This window comes from Providencia sp. JGM181 (assembly GCF_018257375.1).
GTDB lineage: Bacteria > Pseudomonadota > Gammaproteobacteria > Enterobacterales > Enterobacteriaceae > Providencia > Providencia lanzhouensis.
Genome location: NZ_JAERJY010000089.1, coordinates 1 through 14323, shown reverse-complemented (window position 1 = coordinate 14323; position 14323 = coordinate 1). Strand labels below are relative to the sequence as shown.

Sequence of the window (14323 nt, the reverse complement as noted above, 5' to 3'; positions counted from 1 at the left end):
CCATAGGAATTACTATTTTCAATAATATTGTTTTTATTTACATCATTTGAACCATGACAAGCACATAGAAAGAGCATAAAAATAATTAACGTGAAATTCCTTATCATAAAAGCCACCAATCTTATAGTTTTATAAAAAGAAAATTAAAACTAAATGAATTAAAAACATGCGGCAATATATGATATATAAAAATATATTTAGCAGGATCAGCATCTAGCGACCGAGCGCACCATAATTACTGATTTTCCACTGAACAGTTAAATTAATTTAACCTATAACAAAACCACATACTGCGTTGAAAAGATTGATATCGTGATAAAAGCATCGGCGAACTTAAATAAGCGTGATCCATTCGTTGTAATAGTAAAACAAACCTCGTCTAAAATTCCCTTCTGTAGATAATTTCCTTATCATATAACGCATAATATTCAGTAAAAAATTTAACTGTTTTGTAGCATTATTTACTGTACATATTTTTTGTTTAGCTTAGGATCTAACCTGACAGTTGCTTACTAATCGTCCGAAGAGTGATATTTCATGGAACATGAACACGAAACAAAACGTCCCCTATACATTCCTTACGCTGGTCCAATCTTACTCGAATTTCCTTTACTGAATAAAGGAAGCGCCTTTACAGAAGAAGAACGCGCTAATTTCAACCTGTATGGCCTACTACCTGAACAAGTTGAAACTATTGAAGAACAAGTTGAACGTGCTTATCGCCAATTAATTGATTTTAAAACAGATATTGATAAGCATATTTACCTGCGTAATATTCAAGACACCAACGAAACCCTATTTTATCGCCTGATTGATGCACACTTAACCGAAGTGATGCCACTCATTTACACCCCAACAGTGGGTGAAGCTTGCGAACATTTCTCTGATATCTATCGCCGTGCGCGTGGTTTGTTTATCTCTTATCCAAACCGTGAATACATCGATGACATGCTGCAAAACGCCACTAAACAAAACGTAAAAGTTATCGTTGTGACAGATGGTGAGCGTATTCTTGGTTTAGGTGACCAAGGTATTGGCGGCATGGGTATTCCAATTGGTAAATTATCCCTGTATACCGCCTGTGGTGGTATTAGCCCTGCGTATACCTTGCCAGTTGTTATTGATGTTGGTACTAATAACCCACAACGCCTGAATGACCCACTGTACATGGGCTGGCGTCATCCGCGTATTACTGGCGAAGAGTATGATGAATTCCTTGAAGAATTTATCCAAGCTGTAAAACGCCGCTGGCCAAATGTGCTGCTGCAATTTGAAGACTTTGCACAGAAAAATGCGATGCCATTACTAAACCGTTATCGCGATGAACTATGCTGCTTTAACGATGATATCCAAGGCACCGCTTCCGTTACTCTTGGTAGCTTAATTGCCGCCAGCCATGCGGCGGGTAGCAAACTGAGCGACCAACGCGTCACATTCTTGGGCGCAGGCTCTGCGGGATGTGGTATTGCAGAGCAAATTATTGCCCAAATGAAATCTGAAGGTCTGAGTGATGAAGAAGCGCGTGCGCGCATCTACATGGTTGACCGCTTCGGATTATTGACAGACAAACTGCCAAACTTACTGGATTTCCAAAGCAAATTGACGCAAAACAGCGCTAACTTGCAAGATTGGGATGTCAACAGTGACTCTATTTCACTGTTAGATGTTGTGCGTAATGCGAAGCCAACAGTACTGATTGGTGTTTCTGGTCAAGCCGGTCTATTCACCGAAGAAATCATCAAAGAGATGCACAAGCACTGCCCTCGCCCAATCGTGATGCCATTATCTAACCCGACATCTCGTGTTGAAGCGCGCCCAGAAGATATTATCAACTGGACAGAAGGTCAGGCATTAGTAGCCACAGGTAGCCCATTCCCACCAGTGGCTTATAAAGACAAAATCTTTGCTATCGCGCAATGCAACAACTCCTATATCTTCCCTGGTATTGGTTTAGGCGTGATTGCATCCGGTGCAAAACGTGTGACAGATGGCATGTTGATGGCGGCAAGCCGTGCGTTAGCAAGCTGCTCACCACTGGCACAAAAGGGTGAAGGTCCACTGTTACCACTGTTATCCGAGATCCAAGATGTTTCCCGCGTGATAGCAAAACAAGTGGCTAAAGAAGCGCAAGTTCAAGGCGTGGCGACCATGACATCAGATAGCGCATTAGATGAAGCGATTGAGCACAATTTCTGGAAACCAGAATATCGTGTCTATAAACGAACTTCATTCTAACTAACTGTAATTAATAAATTAAAGAGCACTTCGGTGCTCTTTTTTTATTTTCTCTGTTTTCTATATTTCAACATTGTCTGAAAGTATCCCGTTTCTATAACTTGCGATTGAGATAGCCGCCAGAGTTATTTAAGATGCAAACATAACCGGTTTACATAGGACTCGCTCATGTCAGAGCCAACCATACCTGAATCAACTCCGCCTGAATCTACGCCCAAAAAAAATATTCGCAAGTTTTCCCTATGGGCGATAGCACTCACACTGCTTATTGCGATTCTTAATATTGGTATCTATTTTTATCAGCTTAACTTTGCTGCCCCTCTTGAATCTCAGGAATACAATTTGTTGCTCTTCGGAGCCAGCGTCTATCAACTCTCTCTCACAGGTGATTGGTGGCGTTATCCTATTAGCATAGTTCTACATTCTGGATGGCTACATTTAGGATTAAATACCCTTGCCTTACTGGTTATTGGTATTGAATGTGAACGCGCTTTTGGTAAATTTCGTTACCTTGCCATCTACCTATTTGCAGGGATTGTAGGGTCATTTGTTAGCGCAGCTTGGCAATATCAAGAAGCCTTAAACAGTGCAATGCGCCGCTTTGACATGATGTCATGGAGCAGCCTGCTACAGAATGATAATACCGTCTATATTACTGTCAGCTTGGGCGCGTCTGGGGCGATTATGGGCCTAGCCGCCGCCTCAGTAATTGAACTTTTAAAACAGCTCAATAACCCTGACCTCACTAAAGACGCTCGCGATACCCTTAAGCGCCCTCTCTATAATATTATTGCCATGATTGCATTAACCTTAATTAACGGGATGCAATCGGGGGTGGATAATGCTGCTCATATTGGTGGCGCGCTTGCAGGTGCCGTAATTGGCTTTGCTTTCGTTCTCATTCCTGCCAAAAAGTACGTGTTAGATTTACTCGTTGTGTTAATCATGGGGGGAATTTTAGCATTCGTTATCCACCAGCAATCATTTTCGACTGATGAAGATCTTGTTACTGAGCGTGAATTTATCTACCAAGAGCTGGATAAAGAACTGAATTCAGCCAAAGCTGAGCAAGCTAAACGAGTGATGGAACAAGCTGCTGAAAAGGAGCTTGCATCACTCCCCGCCGCGCAATCTGAAGAGCAAGTTACTGGTATTCTTGTTCAAGCCCCTGAATTAATTGAACCGAGCTTTATTCTCAGTGATGATGCCCACCAAAGAATCTTTATCACGGACGAAGAAGCCAACCTAGTTAGCGCTTACTCTTCAGCCAATGATGATTGGAAATTGCTGTTTACTATTCAGCTTCCATTACCTAAAAATGAAACAGGCTGTAGCTCTAATCGCTGCCGTGGGATGGGTGCTTATGGCGCGGCGCTCAGCACCGATGGAAAGAAACTGTATGTTGCTTCGCTTCAACCAAACAGCGTGAGTGTGATTGATATCGACACGCAAAAAGTAGAAGCCAATATTGAAACTAGCTTTTTCCCTCGCCAAATTTATGTGATGAAAAATAGCCCGCGTGCATTTGTCACAAGCGGCGTAGAAAACAGTATCGCGGTGATTAACCTTTCAAATAATACCGTCGAGAAAAAGCTTACCTTCCCTGATAGCCAAGAGTATCAAGGTGCTTTTGGTGTTCAGATGCCAGCCGCGCTTTCCCCCGATGAAAAACATCTAGCGCTGTATGACAATGTCACCCAAGCTGCCTATCTGTTAGATACTCAAACACTTACGTTTAGTGAAAAACCTTGGTTTACGGTAGAGAATTATTATGATTCTGTTAGAGAGTTTTATTTCACACCAGATAGCCAATCCATCTGGATGGTGACAGATACTCGCTTTGTTTTCGCTCATGTCACAGCACCAACCTCACCTATCACGGAATATCATTGGTGTGGAAATAATAGCGATATACAGTACGGTCGATATGGCATCAATACGGCGTTAACCCAAGCTTACTATTTGCCACAATACCCTAGTGAAGCCCAGGTTCCACTGGTCACCACCAGCCTCAATACATTGAATATCCAAAATGTTCTGCCGGTCCCAACAAATGGTGAATATATTCAAGGGATTGCTGAAACTGATAATGCTTGGGTGATCACTTACCCAAAATCATTTTATGTGGTTGATAAACAAAAATCCGCCGATAGAAACACCATCAGCCCATTACTCTGTTTTGGTGGAACACCGAACCAATAAACCAACATATGGCATCTTATTGTTTTTCAATTCGATGCCATATTGACACGATTTTACGTTACGCGACTTGCGTCACGAAATTAAGTCAAGTAGCCTATTAATTGTTACCACTAATTATTATAGGCATTAATTATTCAAGGCGAGGACATGAGGAAACGTCTGCTTTATGGTCTATTAATACTGGCAGGGATAGCTTTCGCCACTGTTATTTTACTCGACCGCTGGATCAGTTGGGAAACTGCACCCTATATCTATGAAGATGTAGAGCAACTGCCTGCCCGCGATGTTGGGATGGTTCTCGGCACATCTAAATATTATGCCTCCGGTGCCACTAACCTCTATTACACATATCGAATTAAAGGCGCTGCGGATGCCTATCATAGCGGCAAAGTAAAGTATTTACTCCTAAGCGGTGACAACGGCGCACACAATTACAATGAGCCTATCGCCATGCGTAAAGACCTCATCAAAGCGGGTGTTCCCGCCTCAAAAATTGTGCTCGATTTTGCAGGTTTTAGAACCTTAGACTCGGTAGTTCGCACGAAAAAAGTATTCGATACCGATAACTTCACCATTATCACCCAACGTTTTCATTGTGAAAGAGCGCTATTCATTGCTAAACACAAAGGGATTGATGCCCAATGTTTAGCGGTACCGACGCCGGAAGGTATGTTTAAAGTGCGGATACGTGAAGTGTTTGCCCGCTTGGGTGCGCTTGCCGATCTCTATATTCTCCAGCGTGAACCTAAATTTTTAGGGGAACAAGAATCCATTCCCGCTCCAATAAAAATGCCTGATGGCACAAAAGGCTATCCAGCAGTTACCCCTGATGAACTGAATAAACTCAATTAATGTTCAGATGGTGAATGTCGATTTAAAAGATAAAAAAGTTTATCTGTCAGTTGTCGCCAACACCACTCCACTGGCCCTTGCTCAAAGAAGCGCAACCAGCAATAAGAAAACAGCAAGTTAGCACACCAAATGGGTGGAATGAACGCTAACAACTCCACTCGGGTAAACTGATAAAAGTAACCCAAATGATAAAAAATAGTGGTACAAATCAGTGTTTGAAGTAAGTAATTACTCAACGCCATCCGCCCCACATTTTGCAAGGCTTTCGCGAGCACACTTCGGCTAAATATCCCCCAAAAACCATAAACTAGCGCAATATAGCCCAAAGACTGAAACGGCACCGCTAGCTCATTAATGATATAACCAACAATCGAGGTATCAAAATAGCGCCAACCCAAAAGGCTTTGAACATACAGAGCCACTGACTGAATAGCTACGGTTGGGAGGATTAATACAATGGCCATTCGACGATAATGCTGCTCGGTAAATTGCCCTTTTAGCCAACCATTTTTCAGTAACAGCGCTCCTAAGATCATCATCGCAACCAGTTGCCAGCCATACTGAATAACCAATAACTCAACCATCATCGCCACTTCACCTGTGCGATATGCGATCCCCGTAATTCCGCCAATGCGGTGTTGCCAAGCATCAAGAAACGCTTGGTCTGCGGTGATCTGCCAAAAACTGGTATCCACCACATTGCTGCCGATGGCAAATAAAATAACCAAACCAATCAAATAGATAGAAATGGCAATTTTGAACAATGTGGAAGCCGCATAGTGTGGCAACACCATTATCGCAACCAGTCCCGTCAAGGAATAGGCGAGAAGAATATCCCCATCCCAAAAACCAATTCCATGAATCAAGCCAATAATCGCTAAAACAATCAGTCGGCTACGTTGCCATAATATTGCGCGATAGCTTAGCAAGCCTAATGTGGCACCAAAAAGTAAGGAAAAAATTCCCAGAAACTTCCCTTGAAATAAAAGATTAAAAAACACCCAAACCGCCGCATCAGAGGATGATACTTCGGGGGTGAAATAGGGATTAAGATAGGCCGCTTGTGGTAAAGCAAATCCAAAGATATTCAGTAATAAAATACCGAGGATAGCAATGCCACGTACTGTATCAAGTTGCCCAATACGGCTTTTAGGGGCAACTGAAACGGTTGAGGTCATAAATTAGAGATGGCGAACCGCACGTAAGAATTCTTGACGTGTATTTTGGCTAGACTTGAACAGCCCACCCAATGATGTGGTGGTTGTTGCACTGGTCGCATCACGTATACCACGGGCTTTCACACAGTAATGAACTGCATCAATAGAAACCGCGACATTCATGGTGCCTAGCAACGTTTGCAGAGCCACTAAAATTTGCTGAGTTAAACGTTCTTGAACTTGTGGACGCTGTGAGAAAAACTGCACAATACGGTTGATTTTCGATAAACCAATCACTTTGTCTTTAGGGATGTATGCCACAATCGCTTTACCGTCGATCGTCACAAAGTGGTGCTCACAAGTACTGGTCAGAGTAATATCACGCACAGTAACCATTTCATCCACATTCATTTTATTTTCAATTAATGTGATTTTTGGGAAGTTAGCGTAGTCAAGACCTGAAAAAATCTCATCCACATACATTTTTGCGATACGGCGCGGGGTATCCGCCAAGCTATCATCGGTTAAATCTAAGTTCAGCAACTTCATAATTTCGGTCATATGCCCTTCAATCAGTTGCTTACGATCCTCACCGGATTTTGGTTGAATACGTAACGGGGTTTCAAGCCCTCTTGCTTCCAAAGCAGCATGAACTAATTCGGCCTCTTTACTCAGAGATGACATAGGATCCTCCACAGATGGTATAACGCTATTTTTATAAAAATGCAGGTGTGCGCGGTACTCTAAAGCAGCAAGTGCAGATAATCCAGTAATACATCTATCAACAGCATGAAATATTTGCAGGTTATCGCGCGACTCGATCCAGAATACTCCTTGCCATTTAAATAACTATTTCATTATTTAAATGCGATTAATAACACCCTTTATTTTAGCCTTTTTGGTAGCTCTGTTTTAGCAAAAATCGTGTTCTTCGATAACGGGTTCATTAAAACAACGCAATATGTGACCCAAATGAGACAAACTATCCACCCAAAAGCTATCAGTAATCAATTTCTATTCATTCACCCAATGCGCTATATCTGACATAATACCGCCAACAATTTATTTTAAGCCTCGAAGGCCAATAACAAGATTAAGGGGTAACGATTTATGGACCAGTGTCATACTAACGGTTTGATTTCACTAGAGCTTGCATTAGAAAAATTACTTTCAAACACCGCAACTGTCACAAGCACTGAAATCATTCCACTAACTGAGTCTGCCCAACGTATTATTGCCGAAGACCTAATTTCTCCCATTAATGTCCCGCCGTTTGATAACTCCGCGATGGATGGTTATGGTTTTCGCTTTGCTGATTGGGATGGAAAAACCCCGATGCCCGTCGCTGGAAAATCCTTTGCTGGCAACCCAATGGAAGGAAAATTACCCGCAGGTAGCTGTGTAAGGATCATGACGGGAGCGCCTATTCCTGAAGGCGTTGATACCGTTGTCATGCAAGAAGCAACAGAACAAACTGACCAAGGGATTATTTTTACGGAAAGCTTCAAGCAAGGTAACAATATCCGCAAAGCTGGTGAAGATATTGCCCAAGGTAGCGCGGTATTCCCTGCCGGAACCTTACTCTCCACCGCACAGCTACCATTGATAGCGTCTCTTGGAATTGCGAATGTGACAGTCCAGCGCCGTTTGAAAGTTGCCGTGTTCTCAACCGGTGATGAGCTTCAAGCAGTAGGCGAACCTCTGGCTGAGGGGCAAATTTATGACACAAACCGTTTTGCCGTTCGCTTAATGTTAGAAAAACTCAATTGCGAAGTACTGGATTTCGGCGTGATCCCCGATTCACCAGAAAAGCTCAAACAAACCTTTATTGAAGCTAACCAATGTGCTGATTTAGTCATCAGCAGCGGCGGCGTCTCTGTCGGAGAAGCGGATTACACCAAACAAATTTTGGATGAACTGGGTGAGATTGGATTTTGGAAATTAGCTATTAAGCCAGGTAAACCTTTCGCATTTGGCAAGTTAAGTTCCGCGTGGTTCTGTGGCTTACCGGGCAATCCTGTCTCTGCCGCGCTGACTTTCTATCAATTAGTTCAGCCATTAATTGCTCACCTCAGCGGCCATAGCCAATGGAAAGCCCCTGTCCGCTTCAAAGTGCCTGTCACTACACCACTGAAAAAATCACCGGGACGCCTTGATTTCCAACGAGGCATTTTAAGCGTCAATGAACAAGGTCAGCTACAAGTGGCGACCACAGGACACCAAGGCTCACACGTTTTCAGTTCTTTTAGCCAAGCAAACTGCTTTATCGTATTAGAGCGCGAGCGCGGAAAAGTGACGGCAGGTGAAATGGTTGATGTGGAAATGTTCAATTACTTATTAAAAAGTGAGTAAGACTGTGCAAGAGCTGACTGATCAGGAAATGCTGCGTTATAACCGCCAAATTATCTTGCGCGGCTTCGATTTTGACGGGCAGGAAAAGCTGAAGGCAGGTAAAGTCTTGGTTGTTGGGCTTGGTGGACTTGGTTGCGCTGCAACGCAATACCTTGCCGCCGCGGGCGTCGGTCATTTAACCCTCGTAGATTTTGATACGGTTTCCCTATCAAATTTGCAGCGCCAAACCCTGCACCGTGACGCCACCATCGGTGAGCCTAAAGTGAATTCAGCCAAAGCACAGCTAGCTGCCATCAATCCCCATATCCAGATTGATACGGTTAACGCGCAATTGGAGGATCCTGAGCTGGAGCAATTAGTTCTACAGCATCATGTGATCTTAGATTGCACGGATAATGTTGCCATTCGTGAGCAGCTTAATCGCCTCTGCTTTAAGCACAAAATTCCTTTTGTTTCGGGTGCCGCGATTCGTATGGAAGGGCAACTTTCCGTATTTACCTATGAAGAAGGAATGCCCTGCTATCACTGCCTAAGCCGACTGTTTGGAGAAAATAGCCTGACATGTGTAGAAGCTGGCGTCATGGCGCCGCTGGTGGGGACAATTGGCACATTAGAAGCGATGGAAACCATCAAGTTGCTGGCGCAATACGGCAAAATCAATGTTGGGAAAGTGCTGTTATTTGATGCGATGACGCTGGATTTTCGTCAATTTAAACTGAATAAAGACCCCCACTGTGAGGTTTGCTCTTAAGATTATCCATGGCGAGCTAAGTCTCGCCATTTTTCTGTCTCACCATTTTGCTACCTCACCATATTTTAAGATACAAAATTAGGAATATTCCTAAAAATTCATTTATCTTGTCTTTGGTCTTATACTATCCCCCTTTCGGGGAACCTCGTTATCCCTACTGATTTGAACTATGACTGTGTCAGTCATTACTGAGAATATAAATATGTCATTACCTCCTTGCCCAAAATGTCAGTCTGAATACACCTATACTGACAACGATATGTACATCTGCCCTGAGTGCGCGCACGAATGGAATGATGCTGAGCCAGTTACTGACATTGATGAACTCATCGTAAAAGATGCTAATGGCAACTTATTAGCTGATGGCGATACTGTTACCGTAATCAAAGATCTTAAAGTGAAAGGTAGTTCTTCAATGCTGAAAATCGGTACCCGCGTTAAAGGTATCCGTTTAGTGGAAGGCGATCACAATATCGATTGTAAAATCGATGGTTTCGGTCAAATGAAACTGAAATCTGAGTTTGTGAAGAAAAACTAATTTTGAGGCTGTTCTGCCATTTTGAACAGCTAAATAAAAATAGCCCCGCGGGTATCACACCAGCGGGGCTATTTTTTGATTCAAACAAGATTAGATAACAACGCCTTGGCTTTTCAGGTACTCATCATAAGTGCCTTTAAAATCAATAACCTTATCTTCTTTAATCTCAAGAATACGGGTGGCCAGTGAACTCACAAACTCACGGTCATGGGAAACGAAAATCAGCGTACCTTGATACATTTCCAATGCTAAGTTCAACGATTCAATGGATTCCATATCTAAGTGGTTGGTCGGTTCATCCATAATCAAAATATTTGGCTGTTGCATCATCAGCTTACCAAATAACATACGACCCTGCTCACCACCTGATAAGACCGACACTTTTTTCTTAATATCGTCTTGAGAGAATAGTAAGCGACCTAAAATACTACGAACCGCTTGCTCGTCATCCCCTTCGCTTTTCCACTGGCTCATCCAGTCAAACACGTTCAGGTCAGTATCAAAGTCGTCTGCGTGGTCTTGCGCATAATAACCAATGTTATGGTTTTCAGACCATTTTACGATCCCGCTTGTCGCTGGTTGCTCACCGACTAAGGTTTTTAAGAATGTAGTTTTACCGATACCGTTAGCACCGATAACCGCCATTTTCTCACCCACTTCCATTAACAGGTTCACATTTTTAAACAGAGGACCTTGGTCATAACCGTTAGTAACCGCTTCTAATTCTAGAGCGTTACGGAACAGTTTTTTCTCTTGTTCAAAACGAATGAATGGGTTTTGACGGCTAGAAGCTTTAACTTCATCCAATTGAATTTTATCAATTTGACGAGCACGAGAAGTCGCTTGTTTAGATTTTGATGCGTTAGCACTGAAGCGGCTGACGAAAGATTGCAATTCAGCAATTTGCGCTTTTTTCTTGGCGTTATCGGATAGTAGACGCTCTCTCGCTTGGGTTGCCGCAATCATATACTCATCATAGTTACCCGGGAATAAACGCAGCTCACCGTAATCTAAGTCCGCCATGTGCGTACAAACGGTATTTAAGAAGTGTCTATCATGGGAAATGATAACCATAGTGCAGTTACGGTCATTCAGCACTTGCTCTAACCAACGGATGGTATCGATATCCAAGTTGTTCGTCGGTTCATCAAGTAGCAGAATATCTGGATCTGCAAATAATGCCTGAGCCAATAGCACACGCAGTTTCCAACCCGGCGCCACTTCGCTCATTGGACCATAATGTTGCTCAACCGGAATACCAACGCCTAATAGTAGCTCACCCGCACGCGCTTCCGCACTATAGCCATCCATTTCACCGTAAGCCACTTCAAGATCTGCAACGCGATAACCATCTTCTTCACTCATTTCTGGCATCGCATAAATTCTGTCACGCTCTTGCTTTACATCCCAAAGCTCAGCATGTCCCATGATAACGGTATCGAGAACGGTGAATTCTTCGAATGCAAACTGGTCTTGGCGTAATTTACCTAAACGCTCGTTAGGATCCGTGGTGCTCACATTCCCTGCGGTTGGCGTTAAATCCCCACCCAGAATTTTCATAAATGTAGATTTACCCGCACCATTCGCACCGATCAGACCGTAGCGGTTACCGGTACCGAATTTAACTGAGATGTTTTCAAACAGCGGCTTACTGCCAAACTGCATAGTGATATTGTTGGTTGTTAACACTGCGATGCCTTAAATTGATCTTTGTAGAGTCGCCCCGAGATTGGCGTAATTGCCCTTATCTCGCCGACTTGAAGTCTGATAAGAATAAATAGCCGCGCATTATGCCATAATCCCGCGTTTAGATCTTGTGCTCATTTTTGAGCTGCTTTTTCTGAAAAAGATATGATTTGTTCATAATGCCAATTGCCTCATCATTAATGATGCCTTGGAGCCAATACCATAAAAAGCTCCCCAATAACGGAGAGCTTAAAATTTACAACGCGATCCCCATGGTACGGGATACCTCGACTAACCCTTCACGCTCATAAAACTTAATGGCTTGGTGGTTTTGCGCTAATACTGAAAGTTCTAAGTGACTAAATTTCTGCAACTTAGCCCACTCTTTCATTCCATCTAATAGATGTTTACCTGCTTTTTCACCTCGAAAACCGGGAGAGATGACCAAATCAAAAATATAACCGAAGTCCCTTGGCACAATGCAACTATAAGGATCTGCTGTTTGTTTTTGGGCAATACAAAAGCCTTTGATTTCACCTTCATAATCAGCCACTAAAAGATGAAACTTATCATCCTCAATGGCATTTTCAACAAACTCACTCGATTGTTCCGCGGCTTGTAACCTTTCACGATCAAACTTAGCCATCTCGGTAAATAAAATTTGGTAGAGCGCGAGAATTGCTGATAAATCCCCTTTTTTTGCTTTTCTGATCATAAAGCTACCCAAATAAGTTAGTCGTAAGTTTTCACTGGTAGTGCAATATACGTTTCAAATTGATCTAATAAACTGGCTGGGGATGATTCCACAATCGCCATATGACGATATTTTTCATGTAAAAAGCCCTCATCCGCCATTTTATTGGTCATATCAATCAGAGGCTGCCAGTAATTATTAATATTGAATAATCCGCAAGGCTTAGTATGTAAACCAATTTGACTCCATGTGAACACTTCGCTGTATTCTTCTAAAGTGCCGTATCCACCAGGCATTGCGACAAAACCGTCAGCAAGTTCAATCATTTTACTTTTGCGCTGATGCATGGTGTCAACTCTGTACAGTTCGGTCAGATTTTTATGCGAGATTTCACGCTCTTCAAGCAGGGATGGGATCACTCCAATAGCCTTGCCACCTAAAGATAATACCGTATCAGCAACGGTCCCCATCAGCCCAACACTCGCACCACCGTAGACTAAAGCGATATCACGTTTTACCAGCTCTTTTGCAAACTCAATGGCTTGTTTTTGATAAATCTCATTCGTACCCATGCTTGAACCACAATAAACCGCGACGCTTTTAATTTTTTTCATGTTCTATTTTCATTCCTATTATCATTCTTGTAAGCGCAAAATTATACGGTACCCTCAAAGAAGCTCAACTCACAATATTTTATTTTTAGTCGTTATCCAATATTAAATAATATGATGAATTTTTCGCTCTCAACAAAGCAATATAATCTGCATGAATTCTGTGAGATAATTCACGCCAATTTGCTGGCTTAGGGTAAATATCCCAACAAACCACCATTATTATTTATATTTACCCATTTTATCTGTATATACAGTGTGGGTTTTATCGACGTTCCCAACGTTTTTCTGAGGTTTTTTATTCATGTCTGCCGATACTAAAAAGAGTGCTTTTCCGCTATTACCGATAGGCTTGCTATTACTGGCAATGATGTCAATCCAAAGCGGTGCCTCTTTAGCCAAAACATTGTTCCCACTTATCGGCGCACCAGGTGTTACCGGTTTACGTTTGTTGCTTGCCACGATTATTTTGTGCGTGATCTTTAAACCATGGCGTTTAAATTTCAGAAAAAGCTCTCTGGGGCCACTGCTTGCTTATGGTTTATCTCTCGGCACCATGAACTACCTGTTTTATTTAGCGCTTGAGCGTATCCCTTTAGGGATTGCGGTCGCACTTGAGTTTACGGGTCCATTAGCCGTTGCGATGTTCTCTTCTCGCCGCCCTATCGATTTTTTATGGATTGGGCTTGTCATTGCCGGGTTGCTATTCTTACTTCCTATTGGCAATAACATTGACTCTCTCGATCTCGTTGGTGCCGCTTATGCCTTAGGTGCCGGTGTCTGCTGGGCGATTTATATTATCTTTGGGCAACGCGCTGGTGCAGGTTACGGCGCCGCTACCGTTGCAGTGGGTTCGTTGATTTCTGCGTTGATTTTCTTCCCGATTGGGTTAATGCAAACCGGAGTTGAAGCGATGTTTGACCCAGCTATTTTACCTCTGGCTTTAGGGGTCGCTATTTTGTCTACCGCGTTTCCATATACATTGGAGATGATAGCGTTAACCAAACTGCCCGCAAAAACATTCGGTACCCTAATGAGCCTAGAGCCTTGCATGGGAGCATTTTTAGGCATTGTCTTCCTGCAAGAGCATTTAACGATGACACAATGGTTAGCGCTGTTGTGTATTGTATGCGCGTCTATTGGTTCAACATCAACTTCAGTACCCAAATCAAAGATTGAGAAAGTATCGTAAATAATTACGTTATATTCACTTTTATTAAAGGCTAATAGGCATTTCTATTAGCC

The 14323-nt window shown here is 42.7% G+C and carries 12 protein-coding genes and 1 pseudogene; 8 read left to right on the top strand and 5 right to left on the bottom strand.

Annotation, left to right across the window (positions count from 1 at the left end; translation table 11 throughout):
• The first annotated feature begins 537 nt into the window (after nucleotides 1-537).
• From JK188_RS11905 to sanA, 4 genes and pseudogenes are all read left to right on the top strand, one after another.
• Nucleotides 538-2235: an NAD-dependent malic enzyme gene (locus JK188_RS11905; protein ID WP_036949699.1), complete on the top strand. Its 1698-nt coding sequence runs from the start codon at nucleotides 538-540 to the stop codon at nucleotides 2233-2235.
• A 168-nt stretch (nucleotides 2236-2403) separates the two neighbouring features.
• Nucleotides 2404-3294 (top strand): annotated as a pseudogene (locus JK188_RS17750) (rhomboid family intramembrane serine protease); the annotation flags it as partial.
• A gap of 24 nt (nucleotides 3295-3318) precedes the next feature.
• The gene (locus tag JK188_RS17865) at nucleotides 3319-4437 is read left to right on the top strand and encodes a hypothetical protein (RefSeq protein WP_336431238.1); all 1119 of its coding nucleotides are present in this window, start codon (nucleotides 3319-3321) and stop codon (nucleotides 4435-4437) included.
• Nucleotides 4438-4584: 147 nt separating this feature from the next.
• A complete protein-coding gene (gene sanA / locus JK188_RS11895; RefSeq protein ID WP_036949704.1) occupies nucleotides 4585-5289 on the top strand; it encodes an outer membrane permeability protein SanA in 705 nt (234 codons plus the stop codon).
• Here sanA and yeiB read toward each other — a convergent pair.
• Both yeiB and folE read right to left on the bottom strand, forming a co-directional pair.
• On the bottom strand, nucleotides 5286-6467 hold the full coding sequence (yeiB, locus tag JK188_RS11890) for a DUF418 domain-containing protein YeiB (RefSeq protein WP_211884986.1): 1182 nt from the start codon (nucleotides 6465-6467) through the stop codon (nucleotides 5286-5288). The two genes, sanA and yeiB, sit on opposite strands and share 4 nt — an antisense overlap.
• 3 nt (nucleotides 6468-6470) lie before the next feature.
• Entirely contained in the window at nucleotides 6471-7130 is a 660-nt protein-coding gene (gene folE, locus JK188_RS11885; protein ID WP_036949713.1) for a GTP cyclohydrolase I FolE, read from the bottom strand.
• Nucleotides 7131-7556: 426 nt separating this feature from the next.
• Here folE and moeA point away from each other — a divergent pair, with 426 nt between their 5' ends.
• The 3 genes from moeA (at nucleotide 7557) to JK188_RS11870 (ending at nucleotide 10087) form a co-directional block, all read left to right on the top strand.
• Nucleotides 7557-8798 carry a molybdopterin molybdotransferase MoeA gene (gene moeA / locus JK188_RS11880; protein WP_211884985.1) on the top strand — a complete coding sequence of 414 codons (1242 nt, stop codon included), beginning with the start codon at nucleotides 7557-7559 and terminating at the stop codon, nucleotides 8796-8798.
• A 4-nt stretch (nucleotides 8799-8802) separates the two neighbouring features.
• Entirely contained in the window at nucleotides 8803-9549 is a 747-nt protein-coding gene (gene moeB, locus JK188_RS11875) for a molybdopterin-synthase adenylyltransferase MoeB (RefSeq protein ID WP_211884984.1), read from the top strand.
• Between the two features lie 202 nt (nucleotides 9550-9751).
• Nucleotides 9752-10087, top strand: a complete 336-nt coding sequence (locus JK188_RS11870; RefSeq protein WP_036949717.1) for a zinc ribbon domain-containing protein YjdM — start codon at nucleotides 9752-9754, stop codon at nucleotides 10085-10087.
• 90 nt (nucleotides 10088-10177) lie between these two features.
• On the opposite strand, the gene JK188_RS11865 is transcribed toward JK188_RS11870, so the two are convergent.
• The 3 genes from JK188_RS11865 to JK188_RS11855 all read right to left on the bottom strand — a co-directional run bounded on the left by JK188_RS11865 (nucleotide 10178) and on the right by JK188_RS11855 (nucleotide 13081).
• Nucleotides 10178-11776: an ABC-F family ATPase gene (locus JK188_RS11865; RefSeq protein ID WP_211884983.1), complete on the bottom strand. Its 1599-nt coding sequence runs from the start codon at nucleotides 11774-11776 to the stop codon at nucleotides 10178-10180.
• A 253-nt stretch (nucleotides 11777-12029) separates the two neighbouring features.
• Nucleotides 12030-12488, bottom strand: coding sequence for a GNAT family N-acetyltransferase (locus tag JK188_RS11860; protein ID WP_211884982.1), 459 nt, complete (start codon nucleotides 12486-12488; stop codon nucleotides 12030-12032).
• Nucleotides 12489-12505: 17 nt separating this feature from the next.
• Nucleotides 12506-13081, bottom strand: a complete 576-nt coding sequence (locus JK188_RS11855; protein ID WP_211884981.1) for a TIGR00730 family Rossman fold protein — start codon at nucleotides 13079-13081, stop codon at nucleotides 12506-12508.
• A gap of 301 nt (nucleotides 13082-13382) precedes the next feature.
• On the opposite strand from JK188_RS11855, the gene rhtA reads away from it, so the two are divergent.
• The gene (gene rhtA, locus JK188_RS11850) at nucleotides 13383-14270 is read left to right on the top strand and encodes a threonine/homoserine exporter RhtA (RefSeq protein ID WP_036949726.1); all 888 of its coding nucleotides are present in this window, start codon (nucleotides 13383-13385) and stop codon (nucleotides 14268-14270) included.
• The last annotated feature ends 53 nt before the right edge of the window (nucleotides 14271-14323 follow it).

Coding starts and splice junctions, on each gene's coding strand:
- JK188_RS11905 (WP_036949699.1), top strand. CDS start 538: ATGGAACATGAACACGAAACAAAACGTCCCCTATACATTCCTTACGCT.
- JK188_RS17865 (WP_336431238.1), top strand. CDS start 3,319: ATGGAACAAGCTGCTGAAAAGGAGCTTGCATCACTCCCCGCCGCGCAA.
- sanA (WP_036949704.1), top strand. CDS start 4,585: ATGAGGAAACGTCTGCTTTATGGTCTATTAATACTGGCAGGGATAGCT.
- yeiB (WP_211884986.1), bottom strand. CDS start 6,467: ATGACCTCAACCGTTTCAGTTGCCCCTAAAAGCCGTATTGGGCAACTT.
- folE (WP_036949713.1), bottom strand. CDS start 7,130: ATGTCATCTCTGAGTAAAGAGGCCGAATTAGTTCATGCTGCTTTGGAA.
- moeA (WP_211884985.1), top strand. CDS start 7,557: ATGGACCAGTGTCATACTAACGGTTTGATTTCACTAGAGCTTGCATTA.
- JK188_RS11870 (WP_036949717.1), top strand. CDS start 9,752: ATGTCATTACCTCCTTGCCCAAAATGTCAGTCTGAATACACCTATACT.
- JK188_RS11860 (WP_211884982.1), bottom strand. CDS start 12,488: ATGATCAGAAAAGCAAAAAAAGGGGATTTATCAGCAATTCTCGCGCTC.
- JK188_RS11855 (WP_211884981.1), bottom strand. CDS start 13,081: ATGAAAAAAATTAAAAGCGTCGCGGTTTATTGTGGTTCAAGCATGGGT.
- rhtA (WP_036949726.1), top strand. CDS start 13,383: ATGTCTGCCGATACTAAAAAGAGTGCTTTTCCGCTATTACCGATAGGC.